12 protein-coding genes are annotated in these 14,977 nt (G+C 65.3%); 4 read left to right on the top strand and 8 right to left on the bottom strand.

The genetic code is table 11. The features are described 5' to 3' along the window. The first annotated feature begins 4 nt into the window (after positions 1–4). Together AB0M74_RS16730 and AB0M74_RS16725 are read left to right on the top strand one after the other, a co-directional pair. Positions 5–451 (top strand): cupin domain-containing protein, encoded by a 447-nt coding sequence (locus AB0M74_RS16730; protein WP_366527135.1) that lies wholly within the window; start codon positions 5–7, stop codon positions 449–451. 117 nt (positions 452–568) lie between these two features. Next, positions 569–1,018, top strand: a complete 450-nt coding sequence (locus AB0M74_RS16725; protein ID WP_366527134.1) for a VOC family protein — start codon at positions 569–571, stop codon at positions 1,016–1,018. Positions 1,019–1,124: 106 nt separating this feature from the next. On the opposite strand, the gene narI is transcribed toward AB0M74_RS16725, so the two are convergent. From narI to AB0M74_RS16705, 4 genes are read right to left on the bottom strand one after another with little or no spacing between them, the layout of a single operon-like run. Further along, positions 1,125–1,865, bottom strand: a complete 741-nt coding sequence (gene narI / locus AB0M74_RS16720; protein WP_366527133.1) for a respiratory nitrate reductase subunit gamma — start codon at positions 1,863–1,865, stop codon at positions 1,125–1,127. After that, positions 1,862–2,542: a nitrate reductase molybdenum cofactor assembly chaperone gene (gene narJ / locus AB0M74_RS16715; protein ID WP_366527132.1), complete on the bottom strand. Its 681-nt coding sequence runs from the start codon at positions 2,540–2,542 to the stop codon at positions 1,862–1,864. Before narJ ends, narI begins: the two co-directional genes overlap by 4 nt. Further along, positions 2,539–4,230, bottom strand: a complete 1,692-nt coding sequence (narH, locus tag AB0M74_RS16710) for a nitrate reductase subunit beta (protein WP_366527131.1) — start codon at positions 4,228–4,230, stop codon at positions 2,539–2,541. Before narH ends, narJ begins: the two co-directional genes overlap by 4 nt. A gap of 1 nt (position 4,231) precedes the next feature. Next, entirely contained in the window at positions 4,232–7,903 is a 3,672-nt protein-coding gene (locus tag AB0M74_RS16705) for a nitrate reductase subunit alpha (protein WP_366527130.1), read from the bottom strand. Positions 7,904–9,016: 1,113 nt separating this feature from the next. On the opposite strand from AB0M74_RS16705, the gene AB0M74_RS16700 reads away from it, so the two are divergent. Next, positions 9,017–9,838 (top strand): helix-turn-helix transcriptional regulator, encoded by an 822-nt coding sequence (locus AB0M74_RS16700; protein WP_366527129.1) that lies wholly within the window; start codon positions 9,017–9,019, stop codon positions 9,836–9,838. Here AB0M74_RS16700 and AB0M74_RS16695 read toward each other — a convergent pair. Next, entirely contained in the window at positions 9,754–10,635 is an 882-nt protein-coding gene (locus AB0M74_RS16695) for an alpha/beta hydrolase (protein ID WP_366527128.1), read from the bottom strand. The genes AB0M74_RS16700 and AB0M74_RS16695 overlap by 85 nt on opposite strands. Positions 10,636–10,899: 264 nt before the next feature. Here AB0M74_RS16695 and AB0M74_RS16690 point away from each other — a divergent pair, with 264 nt between their 5' ends. Beyond that, complete coding sequence (locus AB0M74_RS16690; protein ID WP_366527127.1) at positions 10,900–11,847, top strand: hypothetical protein; 948 nt, start codon at positions 10,900–10,902, stop codon at positions 11,845–11,847. Between the two features lie 90 nt (positions 11,848–11,937). On the opposite strand, the gene mtnC is transcribed toward AB0M74_RS16690, so the two are convergent. From mtnC to mtnA, 3 genes are read right to left on the bottom strand one after another with little or no spacing between them, the layout of a single operon-like run. Then, the gene (gene mtnC, locus AB0M74_RS16685) at positions 11,938–12,621 is read right to left on the bottom strand and encodes an acireductone synthase (RefSeq protein WP_366527126.1); all 684 of its coding nucleotides are present in this window, start codon (positions 12,619–12,621) and stop codon (positions 11,938–11,940) included. Further along, positions 12,618–13,193 (bottom strand): cupin, encoded by a 576-nt coding sequence (locus AB0M74_RS16680; protein ID WP_366527125.1) that lies wholly within the window; start codon positions 13,191–13,193, stop codon positions 12,618–12,620. Before AB0M74_RS16680 ends, mtnC begins: the two co-directional genes overlap by 4 nt. 57 nt (positions 13,194–13,250) lie before the next feature. Next, positions 13,251–14,969, bottom strand: coding sequence for an S-methyl-5-thioribose-1-phosphate isomerase (gene mtnA, locus AB0M74_RS16675; RefSeq protein ID WP_366527124.1), 1,719 nt, complete (start codon positions 14,967–14,969; stop codon positions 13,251–13,253). Positions 14,970–14,977: the final 8 nt, after the last annotated feature.

Here is a 14,977-nt window from a genome sequence, read left to right as displayed (position 1 = left end):
TTCGATGACCCCATTCATACGTGTGGGCATTGCGGTGCTGATGCTGGGCGGTTCATCCTTGGGCGCGGCCACCGCGCAGGCCACCCCGGGTTCGGACATCACGGCGGTCACCTTGGCACAAACACAGATACCGGCCGGGCTGCTGCCCTTGGTGGCAGGAACGGACCTCGTCGTCCGCGAAATCACCATCGGTCCAGGCGGTTCCACCGGGTGGCACTACCACGACGGCCCGGTCTTCGCCTTCGTTCGCTCCGGCATTCTGACCCACCCCGGCCCGGACTGTGGCGCGCCCGTGTACCGCACGGGCGAGGTCATCTACGAACCCGCCGGCTCGTGGAATGTCCATATCGGGCGGAACCTCGGCACCGAACCGCTGGTCCTCGATGCGGTCTATGCCCCGCCCACCGGCAAACCTCTCTTCCAGGACGCGGACGCCCCGCCCTGCGCCTGATCGGCACCCCGCGCCCGCGAAAAGAATCTCGGAGAAATCTGCCGACATCCGTCGAAGCGCGGCAGGCGGCTCCGACCGAAGGGTGACAGCACGTCAGCCATCGAGCAAGGAGCCACCATGACCGTCACCACCTTCTTCTGGTTCGACAGCCAGGCCGAGGAAGCCGCAACCCGCTACACCGAGATCGTGCCGAACTCCCGCGTCGTCGAGGTGACCCGCCACCCGGACGGTTCGGCTTTCATTGTCGCCATCGAACTCGACGGCCAGTCCTACACCCTGATGAACGGCGGCCCGGGGCACCCGCTCACCGACGCCGCGTCGGTGCAGCTCATCGTCGACACCCAGGCCGAGGTCGATCGCCTGTGGGACGCGCTGGTCGAGGGCGGTGAGCCGGGGCCGTGCGGTTGGCTCACCGATCGCTACGGCCTGTCCTGGCAGGTGGCCCCCGCCGCACTCGCCAAGATGATGGGCGCCGACCCCGCCAAGACCGCCGCTGTAGCCACCGCACTGCGCAGCATGTCCAAGATCGACCTGCGCGCTCTTCAGGACGCCTACGGCCAGGCCTGAGCCCGGATAGGGCCGCTCACGATATGGACAGCCCCGCCCTCCGAGGTCTTGGGTTCTAGTGGGGGCGGGGCTGTCGGGCATCGGGTGAGAGGACCCGAACTCGGGGTCAGCGCCAGTGTTCCGGCGTGACGGGGGCATCCCAGGCACGGGCATAGCGGCGCTTGTCGGGAGCGTTGGATTCTTTACTGCGGTAGACGATGTAAGGACGGGTGAGGTAGCCGACGGGGGCGCTGAACATGTGGACGAGGCGGGTGTAGGGCCAGATTCCGATGAGTGTCAGCACGACAAGGCCGTGGACTTGGAAGGTCCACGGGGTCCCGACCATCAGCTCGGGCCGAGGGTGGAGTGTGAAAAGGCTACGGAACCACGGGGAGACGGTCTCGCGGTAGTTGTAGGTGCCCCACAGCAGGTTGCTGCCCCAGGTGTTGAGCAGGCCGGTGACCAGAGCCGCACCCAGTAGCGCGTACATGAGTTGGTCGTTGCGGGTGGTTGCCTTCCGGACGGCGGGCACGGTGACGCGGCGGTAGAGCAGGATGCCGACGCCGAGCAGCACCGCGAGTCCGGCGACAGAGCCCGCCGATACCGCGACCACGTGGTAGGTGTGCTCGGAGATGCCGACGGCTGTGGTCCAGGACTCCGGTATCAGCACACCGAGCACATGTCCGCCGATCACGCCGAGCATGCCGAAATGGAACAGCGGGCTGCCCAGGCGCAGCAATCGACTCTCATAGATCTGCGATGACCTTGTGGTCCATCCGAATTGATCGTTGCGATAGCGCCACAGGTGACCGAGCAGGAACGAGGTGAACGCCACGTAGGGCAGCGTCATCCAGAAGGTTGTCGTCATCGGCGGCCTCCCGATCCGTCGAACAGCGCGGGGTCCATGGCAAAGGTGTCGAGTCCGACCTCTTCCTCCGGTGGGCCCTGCGCGGCCAGCTCGGCAATGCGCCGCCGGTCCGCGGTGGTCAGTGGCGGCAGGGTGGCGACCACGGCAGCCAGCACCCCGGCATACGGGGAACCGTTGTCGGCCAGCGACAGTCGTAGCAGTTCGATCACCGGCACATGCTCGCCGAGCAGTCGTTCGCCGCCGATCGGGTCGATAGTCGCCGCGAACTCCAGCAGCACCGGCAGGTGATCGGGCAATTCCTCGTCGCCGAGCTCGACGCCCGCATGCCGGTAGGCGTGCTTGAACCGCAGCAGCGCCATCCCGCGCTTGCGGGTGTCGCCGTAGGCGTAGAACGTCAGGTGCATGCTCGACCGGCGGCGCATATCGAAGGTCTCGACGTATTTCTTCGCGAGCTCGAGCTGCGTGACGCTACGCAGATGGGCGAGGAAGTCCAGGAGGTGTGGGCGGACCTCGACGGGCAATTGCGCTGCGGCGTCGAATATCTGGTCGAGCTCGGCCAGCAACTGCTCGCCGGGGTAGTCGAGCAGCAGTGCGGCGATCCGCCACACCAGGCGGCGGTCCCGCTCGGGCATCGGGACGACCGGTTCGGGTCGCCTGCGCACTTTCAGCAGACTCATCGCTGTGCTCCGGTCGGCGTGGTGGCCGAAGCATCGCGCGCCACGCCGTTCCCCGCCGCGCCGTTCGTGCCGTGGCCGTTGCCATTGGCGCCGTTCGCGGCAGGAAGCAATCCCTCGGTATTGCGCCCGTCCCAATTCAGGAGGTTGATGCGATTCGACTTCTCCTCCGGCGCAGCACCATTGGTGTCGGTGAGGTGGAACTTCTCGACCATGGTGTCGAATGCCGTCATACCCGGCCCGCCGTCGGTGTCCAGGCTGCAACCGGTGGCAAGGGAGTCCAACTCGTGCGCCTGGGTCCCCGCACCAGTCGGAATCACATAGCGGTGTTCGTATTTCGCGATGGCGAGCAGCCGATACATCGCCTCGATCTCCTCCGGCTCCAGTCGCACCGACGGTGCGATCGAAGGATCCGGTTCCACCCCGAGATTCACCGAGCGCATGAAAGACCGCATCGCCGCGAGCCGCTGGAGCGCGGCGCGCACCGGCCCGACCTCACCGGCGGTGAAAAGCTCGGCGAGGTACTCGATCGGGATGCGCAGTGCGTCGATGGCGCCGAACAGGTTCGAGGCGCTCTCGCCGTCGTGACCGGTCTCCGACAGCACATCCACCACCGGCGACAGCGGTGGCACGTACCAGACCATCGGCATGGTCCGGTATTCCGGATGCAGTGGCAGTGCGATCTGGTAATCGACGATCAGCTTGTACACCGGCGAGTTCTGTGCGGCATCGATCCATTCCGGTGAGATCCCGGCGCGTTCGGCCTCGGCGACCACGCGGGGGTCGTGCGGATTGAGGAAAACACCCAGCTGCGACGGATAGAGGTCCTTGGTGTCGGTGACAGACGCGGCCGCGAGCACGGCGTCGGCGTCGTACAACATCACGCCGATGTAGCGCAGCCGCCCTACACAGGTTTCCGAACACACCGTCGGCATGCCGACTTCCACGCGCGGGTAGCAGAAGGTGCACTTCTCGGCCTTGCCGGTCTTGTGATTGAAATAGATCTTCTTGTACGGGCAGCCGGTGATGCACTGCCGCCACCCTCGACACTTGTCCTGATCGACCAGCACGATGCCGTCTTCGGAGCGTTTGTAGATCGCGCCCGAGGGACACGAGGCGACGCAGGACGGGTTGAGGCAGTGCTCGCAGATCCGCGGCAGGTAGAACATGAAGGTCTGCTCGAACTCCAGCTTCACCTGATCCGACAACCGTGCGAGCAGTGGATCCTTGCCGACCTGCTCCGGGCCGCCGCCGAGGTCGTCATCCCAGTTCGCGCCCCAGGTGATGTCGGTGTTCTTCCCGGTGATCAGTGATTTCGGCTGGGCAACCGGCGTGGTGTCCATGGCCGGAGCCGACAGCAGGTTGTCATAGTCGTAGCTCCACGGCTCGTAGTAATCGGTCACCGTCGGCAAGTCCGGATTGGCGAAGATGTTCAGCAGCCGCTTCATCCGAGAGCCGGATTTCAGCGTCAGCTTGCCGCGCCTGCCCAGTTCCCAGCCGCCCTTCCACTTCTGCTGATCCTGGTACTGCCGTGGATAGCCCTGTCCTGGACGAGTTTCCACGTTGTTGAACCACATGTACTCGGTGCCACCACGATTGGTCCAGGCCTGCTTGCAGGTGACGCTGCAGGTGTGGCAGCCGATGCACTTGTCGAGGTTCATCACCATGGCCATCTGTGCCATCACGCGCATATCAGTACTCCACTTCCTGCGAGCGACGACGGATCGTCGTCACTTCGTCGCGCTGATTTCCGGTGGGGCCGTGGTAGTTCAGCGCGAAGGATTGCTGCGCATAGCCGCCGATGAGGTGTGAGGGCTTGATCATGATGCGGGTGAGCGCGTTGTGGATGCCGCCGCGCTTGCCGCGCGCATCATTGATCTCGGAGCTCGTTTCGATGCGTGGCACACCCACCGCCCGGTCCTGGGCGTGATACATGAACACAGTGCCTTCCGGCATCCGATGGCTGACGATCGCGCGTGCGACGACGATGCCGTTGCGATTAACCGCTTCGATCCAATCATTGTCGGCCACACCGATTTTCGCCGCATCTTTCTCCGACATCCAGATCGATTGGCCGCCGCGGGAGAGCGTCAGCATGTGCAGGTTGTCCTGGTAGGCCGAATGGATCGACCACTTCGAATGCGGTGTGAGATACCGGACTGTCACACCGCCTGCGCCGACCTCACCCACATCCGGCTCGCTGAACAAGGCAGTCATGTCCAAGGGGGGCCGGAAGATCGGGAGTTGCTCGCCGAGTTCGACCATCCAGTCGTGGTCGAGATAGAAGTGCTGACGCCCGGTCAGGGTGTGCCATGGCTTGAGCCGCTCGGTGTTGATGGTGAACGGCGAGTACCGGCGCCCGCCGGTCTCGCTACCCGACCACTCCGGTGAGGTGATGACCGGTACCGGCCGGGCTTGGGTGTCGGCGAAAGTGATTCGCTTGCCCTCGTGCTCGGCGGCCAGATCCGCCAGCTGGGTTCCGGTGCGTCGCTCCAGCGCCTGGAAGCCTTCGACCGCGAGTCTGCCGTTGGTGGTGCCGGACAACGCGAGGATCGTCTCCGCGGCGTGCGTATCCTTCGCCAGCGACGGGCGACCCTGCGCCACACCGGAAACCACGGTGCCGTTCACACCGGCGAGGTAGGCGACCTCTTCGTCAGGATGGGTGGTGACGCCCTTGGTCGTGACACCGAGTGTTTCGACGAGCGGTCCGAGTGCGGCCATCTTCTCCGCGATCTTCGAGTAGTCCCGCTCGACCACCACGATCTTCGGCATCGTCTTGCCCGGAATCGGCTCGCACTCACCGGCTTTCCAGTCCAGCACCCGACCGCCGACCTGTGCGAGCGCATCGGGCGAATCGTGTTGCAGCGGCACCGCGACGATGTCCTTGCGCGTGCCGAGATGCTTTTCGGCCATCCAGGAGAAGCCGCGTGCGATCCGGTGGAAGGCATCGAAATCGGTCTTGGCCTCCCACGGTGGTGAGATGGCGGGGGAGAAGGCATGCACGAAGGGATGCATATCGGTCGAGGACAGGTCGTGCTTCTCGTACCAGGTCGCGGCGGGCAACACGATATCGGAGAACAGGGTGGTGCTTGTCATCCGGAAGTCCAGGGAGAGAAGGAGATCGAGCTTCCCGGTCGGTGCGTTCTCTCGCCAGACCAGCTCTTGTGGTCGCACGCCGGTGTCGTCGGTGGTCTGCAGGTTGGAGTCCGCGCCGAGCAGGTGCCGGTGGAAGTATTCGTTGCCCTTGCCGGAGGAGCCGAGCAGGTTGGCGCGCCATACGGTCAGGCAGCGCGGGAAGTTCTCCGGCGCGTCGGGATCTTCGCAGGCGAAACTCAGCGTGCCCGACTTCAGGCTGTCCACCACGTGGTCGGGGGCGCTCTTGCCCGCCGCGTCGGCCTCGTCGGCGAGGTCGAGCGGATTACGGTCGAAGGTCGGGTAACTCGGCATCCAACCGAGTCGGCTGGCCAGCGCGATATTGTCGGCGGCGGTCCGTCCCGCGAAAGCTCCACTGCCTAACGGGGAGGCGAAAGCCTGTGCGGTGAACGGGTCGTAGCGCCACTGGTCGTTGCTCAGATACCAGAACACGGTGCCCTGCATCTGCCGTGGTGGGCGCTGCCAGTCCAGGCCGAAAGCCAAAGTCGCCCAACCTGTTACCGGTCGGCACTTCTCCTGGCCCACATAGTGCGCCCAGCCGCCGCCGTTGACGCCCTGACATCCGGTGAGCAGGGTGAGGGTGAAGAAGGCGCGATATATCTGATCGGAATGGAACCAGTGGTTGGTGCCTGCCCCCATCAGGATCATCGAGCGGCCGCCGGATCTGTCGGCGTTGTCGGCGAATTCGCGGGCGATCCGCTCGGCCTGTGCGGCGGGAACGCCGGTGATGGTCTCCTGCCAAGCCGGGGTATAGGGCTGGGAGGCGTCGTCGTAGCCGGTCGGCCACTCACCGGGCAGCCCGTCCCTGCCGACGCCATACTGTGCCAACAGCAGGTCGAAGACCGTGGTGACGCGCCTGCCGCCGATCATCGTGGTCGGCACGCCACGCAGAAGTACGCCAGGCTTGTCGGAATCGAAGCGCGGCAGCCGCACCGTGACCGGCTGCTGATCCGGTCTGCCGTGCAGGGTCAACAGCGGATCGACACCTTCGAGGTCGAGGTTCCACTTGCCCGCATCGCTCGCGCTGAAACGGTGTCCCAGCGAACCATTGGGCACCACGGGTTTTCCCGCCTCGTCCAGCAGCACCGGCTTGTGCTCCACACCCTCACCGGTCCGGCCGAGGTCGGCGGCGGTAAGGAACTTGCCGGGCACCGCGCCGTCGTGGTGATAGACGCCGTCGGCGTCCCAGCCCTCCGGGTCATCCACGCACACCAAGAACGGCAAGTCGGTGTAGCGCTTGATGTAGTCCAGGAACCGCGGCGTGCCGCGATCGACAAAGAACTCCTTCAGGATGACGTGCCCCATCGACATGGCGAGGGCCGCGTCGGTTCCCGGACGCGCAGGCACCCATTCGTCGGCGAACTTGGTGTTGTCGGCATAGTCGGGCGACACCACAACGACCTTCTGCCCGCGATAGCGGGCTTCGGTCATGTAATGGGCGTCCGGTGTTCGGGTGACCGGCACATTCGAGCCCCACATGATCAGGTAGCCCGCATCGAACCAGTCGGCTGATTCCGGAACATCGGTCTGGTCGCCGAACACCTGTGGTGAGGCCACCGGGAGATCGGCGTACCAGTCGTAGAACGACAGCATCGAACCGCCGAGCAGGGAGATGAACCGGGCGCCGACAGCATGGCTGACCATGGACATGGCGGGAATGGGGGAAAAGCCCGCCACGCGGTCCGGACCGTAGCGTTTGATGGTGTGCACGTGCGCGGCAGCGGCGATCTCCGCGGCCTCCCACCACTCGGCCCGCACGAAACCCCCCTTGCCGCGCGCGGTCTTGTAGCGCTCGGCCTTGGCGGGATCCTCGACGATATCGGCCCAGGCCAGCACCGGATCTTTACAGCGTTCCTTGGCTTCCCGGTACATCTCCAACAGCACGCCGCGCACATACGGGTAGCGCACTCGCGCCGGAGAGTAGGTGTACCAGGAGAACGAGGCCCCGCGCGGACAGCCGCGTGGCTCGTACTCGGGCTTGTCCGAACCAACCGAGGGATAGTCGGTCTGCTGGGACTCCCAGGTGATCACGCCGTCCTTGACGTAGATCTTCCATGAGCACGACCCGGTGCAGTTGACCCCGTGTGTGGAGCGCACGACCTTGTCGTGTGACCACCGATCTCGGTAGAACTCGTCGGCGCTGCGCCCGCCGACCTGATGCAGGCTGCGTTGATCGGCGGAGGCCTCGCCGCGCCGAAAATATTTGCCCAATCGAAGGAGCGCATCGCCGGCATCGGGCGATGGCCGATCGGCCGAATCGGAGGGCGCGGAGCCCCGAGTGCGTGAATTAACCACGACGCCCCCTTCGAGCTGTGAAATCGGGCTGATGCTCCGACTGTAGGGAGGTCGGGTGGCGCGTCAAAATGGTTCTCTCACAACGCGCGTCTGCGCTTGGTGAGCTGTGAGGTCGCGGCAATATCACGGTCACCGTGCGGTAGCGGCGAATCGCTGCTGACCTGCGTGCGACCAGCGTCGATGCGGTCTGACCGGCTGAAATGCCGCTACCGGCAAGTGTTTCGGGGGCGTGCCGGTGAAGCTTTGGAAACCGCTGGTTATTGTTTGCTTTACATTTGTTAACACGTTCTCGACGGGTGCCGTGGATGGCTTGCCGTGCCCTGTGGTCCTGCGGATAGGACGTGCGGAGCGATTATTGCAAGCACCGTGCCGTGTCGCTGTGCATTTGCCGATAATTTCGGCGGCCGTCGTGCAGGCGGATTATTCTTCGTACGTGTAGGGGGTCGAGGCCGCGATCGGATCGGCCGCCGGTGGCGGTGCCTGCGCGGCGGTGCGTGTTGCCATCGGTCGGCAGCGTCGAGATGTCGGAGGGTCCGGCCACCGCGCCGGGTGCGGTCGGGCTTCGATGGGCTGTCCTCTCGAACCGCGTCGCGATTCGGTCGCCGCGATCACGACAGTCGATGTCTGGACCGCGCGGCGGCCGGATCGGCACGGCCGCGGCGGCGTCGAGCGGATTTCGTGGCCTGCAACCATTCAGCGAGTCCGGTCGGCCGGGTGATCGTCGAGGTGTCAAGGCTTCGGTTGGGCTGCCGATGTGGGTCTCGGCGGTCTCGAATGTTGGTGGCTGCGAGCCGGATTCGACTTCGTGAATATTGCTACAACGTTGCTATTAGGCGGCGTGTGCTTCGAATATAAAGAACGAACATCGTTTAATATCGACTCCCATGGAGCGGACTCGCAGCGCCGACGATGGTCTCGTGACCGGCCCGATCGAATGCGCGCCGCGGGCGGCGCGAACTGTTCGGCTTGCTCTGGTGTAGATGTACCCAACTTGTTGATACGACTACAGCTTCATAGGAGTGGATTGCTGTGTTGAGCAAGTCGACCGATGCCGGTGAAGAGAATCAATTACGCCCCCCTACGTTCGGGGGGCTGCTGCGCCGTTTGCGTGACGATCGGCGCATATCCCGGGAAAAGCTGGCATTCGCCGCGGGGGTCAGCTCCAGCTATATCACTCATCTCGAGGGCGGCGATCGCGATCACCCGACCAAGGCGGTGGTGACCTCGCTGATCGCCTATCTGGATCGGATCAGCCCGTTGGCAGATGCCGAGCGTAGACATCTTTGCGATCTGGCCGGGCTGTCCGAAGAAACGTTTCCCGGCGTGTCGCAGTTGCGTGCCGAGATCAGTGATGACATGCGTAACGGGCTGCGACTGCATGAGCCGAATGCCGCCAGCTACCTGGACACCAGATGGAACATTCTGGCGTGCAATGACGCCTACGACGCCACTTTTCCCGGGTTGGTCGAGGACGTCAATATCCTGCGCTGGTTTTTCGGCAACGAGCTGTCCAAACGGGTCATGGTCGATTGGCGGCGCGAGGCCGCGCTCACGGTGGACTGGCTGCGTGGCCTCATCGGCCAATCGGGTGACACCGCGTGGTCTGCCGAACTGCTCGACGAGCTCGGCCACTATCCGGAATTTCGAGCCATGTGGGCCGCGGGCCGCACCATCTACGGCAGAGACCAGCCGATGTATGTTCGTGACCTCGATACCGACGAGTGCTACAGCCTCGATGTCCAGATGTTCCGGGTGGACTCTGGTAACTATCCGGGCAGGGTCCAATTCTTTCTCGGCATCCGCACCTCGTGCCCTGCGACCGCGCCCACAACGGAATCGTTCGGTTCGTAGCGTGCACGGCACATGAGCTGCAGCAATGGCGGTGCTACCAGCTCGGGATGGGTCCAGACCGCGCCGTGCCCGGCATCGGGCACCGTGACCACTCCGGACGCGCCGGGGAGCCCGTAGGCCAACGCCGCCGACTTGATCGCGGTGCTGGATGCATCGAGGCTGCCACGCAGAACCAGCGCGGGCACCTCGATTTCGGGCAGTCGGTGCAGCACCGAATCCCGGGTCATCAGGCAATGCGCGGCCGCGCGGATAGCGCGGCGATCACCCGCTCGCCAGCGGGTGATCCAGCGCGTCCACGCGGCCGGGTCCGGACCGCCGATCAGCTGCGGCGCCAGGGCCTCCGCGATCAGCGCAAGGGGTTCTTCCTGACCACACCAAGCGTCGAAGAAAGCGCGGTAGTGCGTCCATTCGGGCAGACTGCACGCGCCTGCCTCGGTATCGAGCAGAGCAAGTCCGAGTACGCGATCGGGTGCGAGCAGAGCAGTGCGCAGCGCCGCGTAACCGCCCTGACTCATCCCGCCGATGACGGCCTTTTCGATACCGAGCGCATTCAAAACCGTAAGTGCGTCGGCTGCTAGATCCCAATAAGTGAACGGCTCGTCGCGTGGTGCTCTTGTTCCGCCGTGGCCGCGCGCGTCCCACGTCACCACATTGATTCCCGCGGCGGTCAGGGGTTTCCGTACAGGATCGAACATAGATTCGTCCATGAGAAATCCGTGGGCGAGCAGCAGAACAGGTCCGCGACTCCGGCTCTGCTGGAAATGAACTGTGACCGAGCCGGATTGAACATAAGGCATGACGGTGACGGTACCGCTCAAAAGGTCGCCGGCCACGGTATTGCCCACCGGATGCGCTACACAGTTGAGTGTTGCATCCGGGCGGAGTTTCACTGTCCGGTGTAAGTACATCACAGGGTTTGCACGATGTTATCGATTCTCTGGACAAGCCGTGTCGGAGCGTATTTGATCCGCTTATCGGGAAATTCGGGAAGTTGGTGACGACCTCGCGAGTATCCGGCCGATGAGGACAGGTTGCGCGCACATTGCGGGAGTGAGTGTTTCATGGTGAATGACATCCAACTGGTGCCCCACATCACGCTGGCTGCGGCCGCGGACTGCTCGAACGGCACCTTCGCGGTATGCGGGGACGAGGGCCGAGCGCTCTGGTACGGCCCCTTTCTCGATACCGATCTCGATCATCCGCACGGTGACCGCCGTGCCGGAGCAATGGCCGCCGCGGCCCGCGCGGTCTGGTTGGCGGGCCGGGCTCGCGCCGACGCGGGCCATGACGAAGCGACCCTGCATCTGACCATCACCGAACCGGACGTAGATGCCGTCACCCTGGCGTGCACCGCGTCGATGTCGGGATTGGCGCTGGATGTGGTGGTAGCCGAGGACAATCCGGCGCTGGACTGGTGCCTGGCGTTCGGCAGGCTGGACTGGAACCCGGGTGCGCTGGTCAGCCTGGTCGAGGACGGCCGACCCGGTGTGCTCGAGTCGTGCGCTCTGCGCTCGGTCATCGCGCACCCACAACTCGATACCGACTCGAAGGAGATAGTTCCAATGATTCGCAGCTCGCGCGCTAGCAACCCGATGGTCGACAACTCGGCCTTCGACCCCGGTGTAGAGCTGCGCTCCGCGCTGGAAGCGCTGCTGCTGCACGACGCCGTCGGATTGGATGCCAGGATGCGGCACGCGATCGCCGCGGTCGTCCATCTCGCTGTCGATACCCCGCACGGTCTGCCGGAGGATGCCGAGGAATTCATCGGCAGGCTCGACACGGCCTGGCTGCTCGCCGCGTGGGCGGGCCACGACACCGAGATGTCGCTCATCGCAACGCTGGCCGCGGGCGATGTTCCTGCCATGTCCTGGTGCGAGCTCATGTTCACCACCGCCATGGCGCCCTGGTCGACCAGTCCCGTCGCGGTGCATGCGCGTCGCATCTTCGCCTCCGTACAGCACGGTCACCGAGATGCGGCGCGCAGCCAGATCGGCATCTCCGGCGCTTGAGCACGCGGGTCGGCCACCGCTGAGAACGGCTCGGCGCGGGTTGGCGTGATTCGGCGCAGCTCGGGGTGGGTCAGCGCAGCTGGAGAGGACTCAGCGCAGGTGGACTTCGGTGAACGAGTCGACCCAGCGGTGCGGTGGTCGCGGCGGATTGGGTTCGCCGGGCCGATGGACGCCGATCGCCGACCACCCCGCGGCAACGGCGGCGTCGAGTTCATCGGGGTGGTCGGACAGAAACAGGATCCGCCCGGCGGGCGTACCGATCGCGCCCGCGATCTTCTCGTAGGACGAGGACTCCCGTTTCGGCCCCGCGGTGGACAGGTCGAAATAGCCGCCGATCAGCGAGGCGAGTTCGCCACCGCGGGCGAAGGCGAACCAATCCTGCTGGTTGCGTACCGATCCCGACGAGTACACATAGAGATCGAGTCCGGCGGCCCGCCATGCGGCGAGCGCGGGCGCGACGTCGGGAAAGAACTCGCCGTGCAGGGCGCCGGAGCGGAAGCCTTCGTGACAGATCAGTCCCTGCGCTGCCTTGAGCGGCTCCGCCTTGACATCCGAACCGAGCCAATCGCGCAGGATCGCGGCCACCTCGGCCGCGTCGGCGTCGGGGCGTTCGGCAAGCGCCCTGGTCGCCGCGATGATGGGGACGGCGGCCCCCGTCCGGTTTTCGGCAAGCCACTCCGGAAGCCTGGCCCTGGTGTAGCCGTACAGATCCTCGCGCACCGAGCTGGTGGGGCTGGTGGTGCCTTCGATATCGACGACGACCGCGGCGATCACGGCGCCGCGAGCAGCTGGTCGAGGGTCGGGAAACCTTCGCTGATGCGGTCACCAGTGAAATCGCCGACCCAGCCGTCTTCTTCCTCGAAGAAACGGATGGCGATGAAATCGGGGCGGGTGCCCATATCGAACCAGTGCAGGGTTGCGGCCGGGACCGAGAGCAGGTCGCCGCCTTCGCAGACGACGGCCAGCACCGCATCATCGAGGTGCAGGTAGAAGCACCCGCGGCCGCCTGCGAAGAAGCGCACCTCGTCTTCGGCGTGCCGGTGTTCATCAAGGAACTTCTCGCGGGCGCCCTTGGCGATCCGCGGCCATTCGGGGTTCGCGTCGTCGGGATGGATGCGCGCGATGTCGATGTGTCGGTATCGCCCGGAGGCGTTGAGCTCGGTGACCCGGTCGGTGTACTCGGCCAGCAGCGCGTCCGATGCGGTGTCGGCCGCATTGTCCACCACCGGCCAGCGGTCGAAAGTGATTCCGCGGTCGGCCAATTGGGCGGCGATCACCGCGTCGTCGGTGGTCCGCAGCAGCACCTTGTCGGCATCGTCGGCGGCCATCACCTGCAAAAGCGTCATCGGGTGTTCGGCGCTGACGCTCCCTCGTTCCTGGGGAGCGCAAGCGCCATCCTCCTATCAGAGGTTGGGTGGAGAGGAGTGGTCGGTGGTGTCGGTCGGGTTGCGGATCTCCTCGCGCGCCATGCTCTTTCGAGCGACCTGCGAGCAGTCGCCAGCGGCGAACGCCTGCCGTCGACCGGTGCGAATCACCAGTTCGGACAATGCCTCGAGGCATTCGGCGCGGTCACGTGCCTGGGAAAGATTGTCCCCCCACGTGGTGATGCCGTGGCCGGTGATGCCCAGAACTGGTGGCGCGGTGGGATTCTCGGACAGGTGCCGCTCGATGTCGGCACCGATTCGCGCAACGTCGGACCAGTTGGGGAACACCGGGATATCGATGGATGCCGGGTCGGTGCCGCCGAGTCCCTTGATGAGTTCGAAGTCGGTAATGCGCAGGGTGGTCACTCCATCCGAGGAACCGGTCTGCGTCGAAAGGGTTGTCGCATACGGCGGATGGATGTGAACGACTGCGGCGGCGTCGGTCGTCCGGTAGATAGCAGTGTGAATGGTGGTCTCCGCCGAGGGTTTCCGTGTCTGCTGCGGCAATGGCGTCGAATCCGAGATGCGGACGGTCACCATGTCGTGCTCGGTCAGCTCGCCCTTCGGCAGGCCACTGCCGGTGATCACGGCGTTCGCGCCGGTGCGCGCGGAAGTATTGCCCGCGGTGCCAGGCATCCAGCCGCGTTCATAGAGTTCGCGCGCGATGGCGGCGATCGCCGTACCCGGATCCGAAGTTCGTGTGGTCGCGCTGTGCACCACGCCGAGTTCGGTGACCACGGCGGTCACCAGGTCTGCGGGTGTCACGTCGAAGGCCGGGTTGAAAACCGCGGTGCCCTCGGGAGCTGTTGGGACACCTGCGAATCCGGTGACCTCGGCAGCGGCTCGCTGTTCCACGACGATGTCGTCACCGGTCGCCATATTCGGGTCGCGGGTGGATTCGGGCGCCACCACGATGAACGGAATCCCGTGATGGCGGGCGGCCAGCGCGAGTGCGTAGGTCCCGATCTTGTTCGCGACGTCGCCGTTGACCGTGACGCGATCGGCGCCGACCAGGACACAATCGACCTGACCAGTGGCCATGGCCCAGGCCGCCGCGGAGTCGATGGTGAGGCGATGAGGGATGCCCGCCTCGGCCAGCTCCCAAGCCGTCAGGCGTGCGCCCTGTAGTAATGGACGGGTCTCGTCGACCAGGACGTCCGCGATTGCGCCGCGCTCGAACAGCACCCGAAGCGTGCCGATCGCCGTGCCGAACGTACTCGTCGCGAGCCTGCCGGTGTTGCAATGGGTCAGCACCCGTAGCGGGCGATCCGGGCAGAGCTCTTGCACCAGATCGGCGGCATTCGTTGCCGCGGCCCGGTTGACCCGGCCGTCCTCGGCGAGGATGGCCAGCGTCTCCGCGAGCACCGCGTCCGCACCCAGCGGCACCTCGGCCGTTACCCTGCGCACCGCCCAGGCAAGGTTGACTGCGGTGGGCCGGGTTGCGGTGATGCGCTCGGCGTCGGCCTCCACGCGTGCCACATCGACCACACCATCGGCCGTGTTCGCGGCAGTAGCGATGACCACCCCGAAGGCCCCCGCGATCCCGATTGCCGGAGCGCCGCGGATGGCAAGCACCCGGATGGCGTCGATGATCTGATCGACCGTCGTGAGCCGCAGCTCCCGTACCTCATGCGGCAGCCCGCGCTGGTCGATGGTGACCAGCGCACCGTCGTCCCAGATAAGGGAACTGTCGTCCATCAGGTGCG

Origin of the sequence: Nocardia sp. NPDC051463 (genome assembly GCF_040681975.1) — a bacterium.
Lineage (GTDB): Bacteria > Actinomycetota > Actinomycetes > Mycobacteriales > Mycobacteriaceae > Nocardia.
Note: the sequence above shows the minus strand (reverse complement) of the source record. Positions and strands in the feature narration are given on the sequence as shown.

Coding starts and splice junctions, on each gene's coding strand:
- AB0M74_RS16730 (WP_366527135.1), top strand. CDS start 5: ATGACCCCATTCATACGTGTGGGCATTGCGGTGCTGATGCTGGGCGGT.
- AB0M74_RS16725 (WP_366527134.1), top strand. CDS start 569: ATGACCGTCACCACCTTCTTCTGGTTCGACAGCCAGGCCGAGGAAGCC.
- narI (WP_366527133.1), bottom strand. CDS start 1,865: ATGACGACAACCTTCTGGATGACGCTGCCCTACGTGGCGTTCACCTCG.
- narJ (WP_366527132.1), bottom strand. CDS start 2,542: ATGAGTCTGCTGAAAGTGCGCAGGCGACCCGAACCGGTCGTCCCGATG.
- narH (WP_366527131.1), bottom strand. CDS start 4,230: ATGCGCGTGATGGCACAGATGGCCATGGTGATGAACCTCGACAAGTGC.
- AB0M74_RS16695 (WP_366527128.1), bottom strand. CDS start 10,635: ATGCCTTATGTTCAATCCGGCTCGGTCACAGTTCATTTCCAGCAGAGC.
- AB0M74_RS16690 (WP_366527127.1), top strand. CDS start 10,900: ATGGTGAATGACATCCAACTGGTGCCCCACATCACGCTGGCTGCGGCC.
- AB0M74_RS16680 (WP_366527125.1), bottom strand. CDS start 13,193: ATGACGCTTTTGCAGGTGATGGCCGCCGACGATGCCGACAAGGTGCTG.
- mtnA (WP_366527124.1), bottom strand. CDS start 14,969: ATGGACGACAGTTCCCTTATCTGGGACGACGGTGCGCTGGTCACCATC.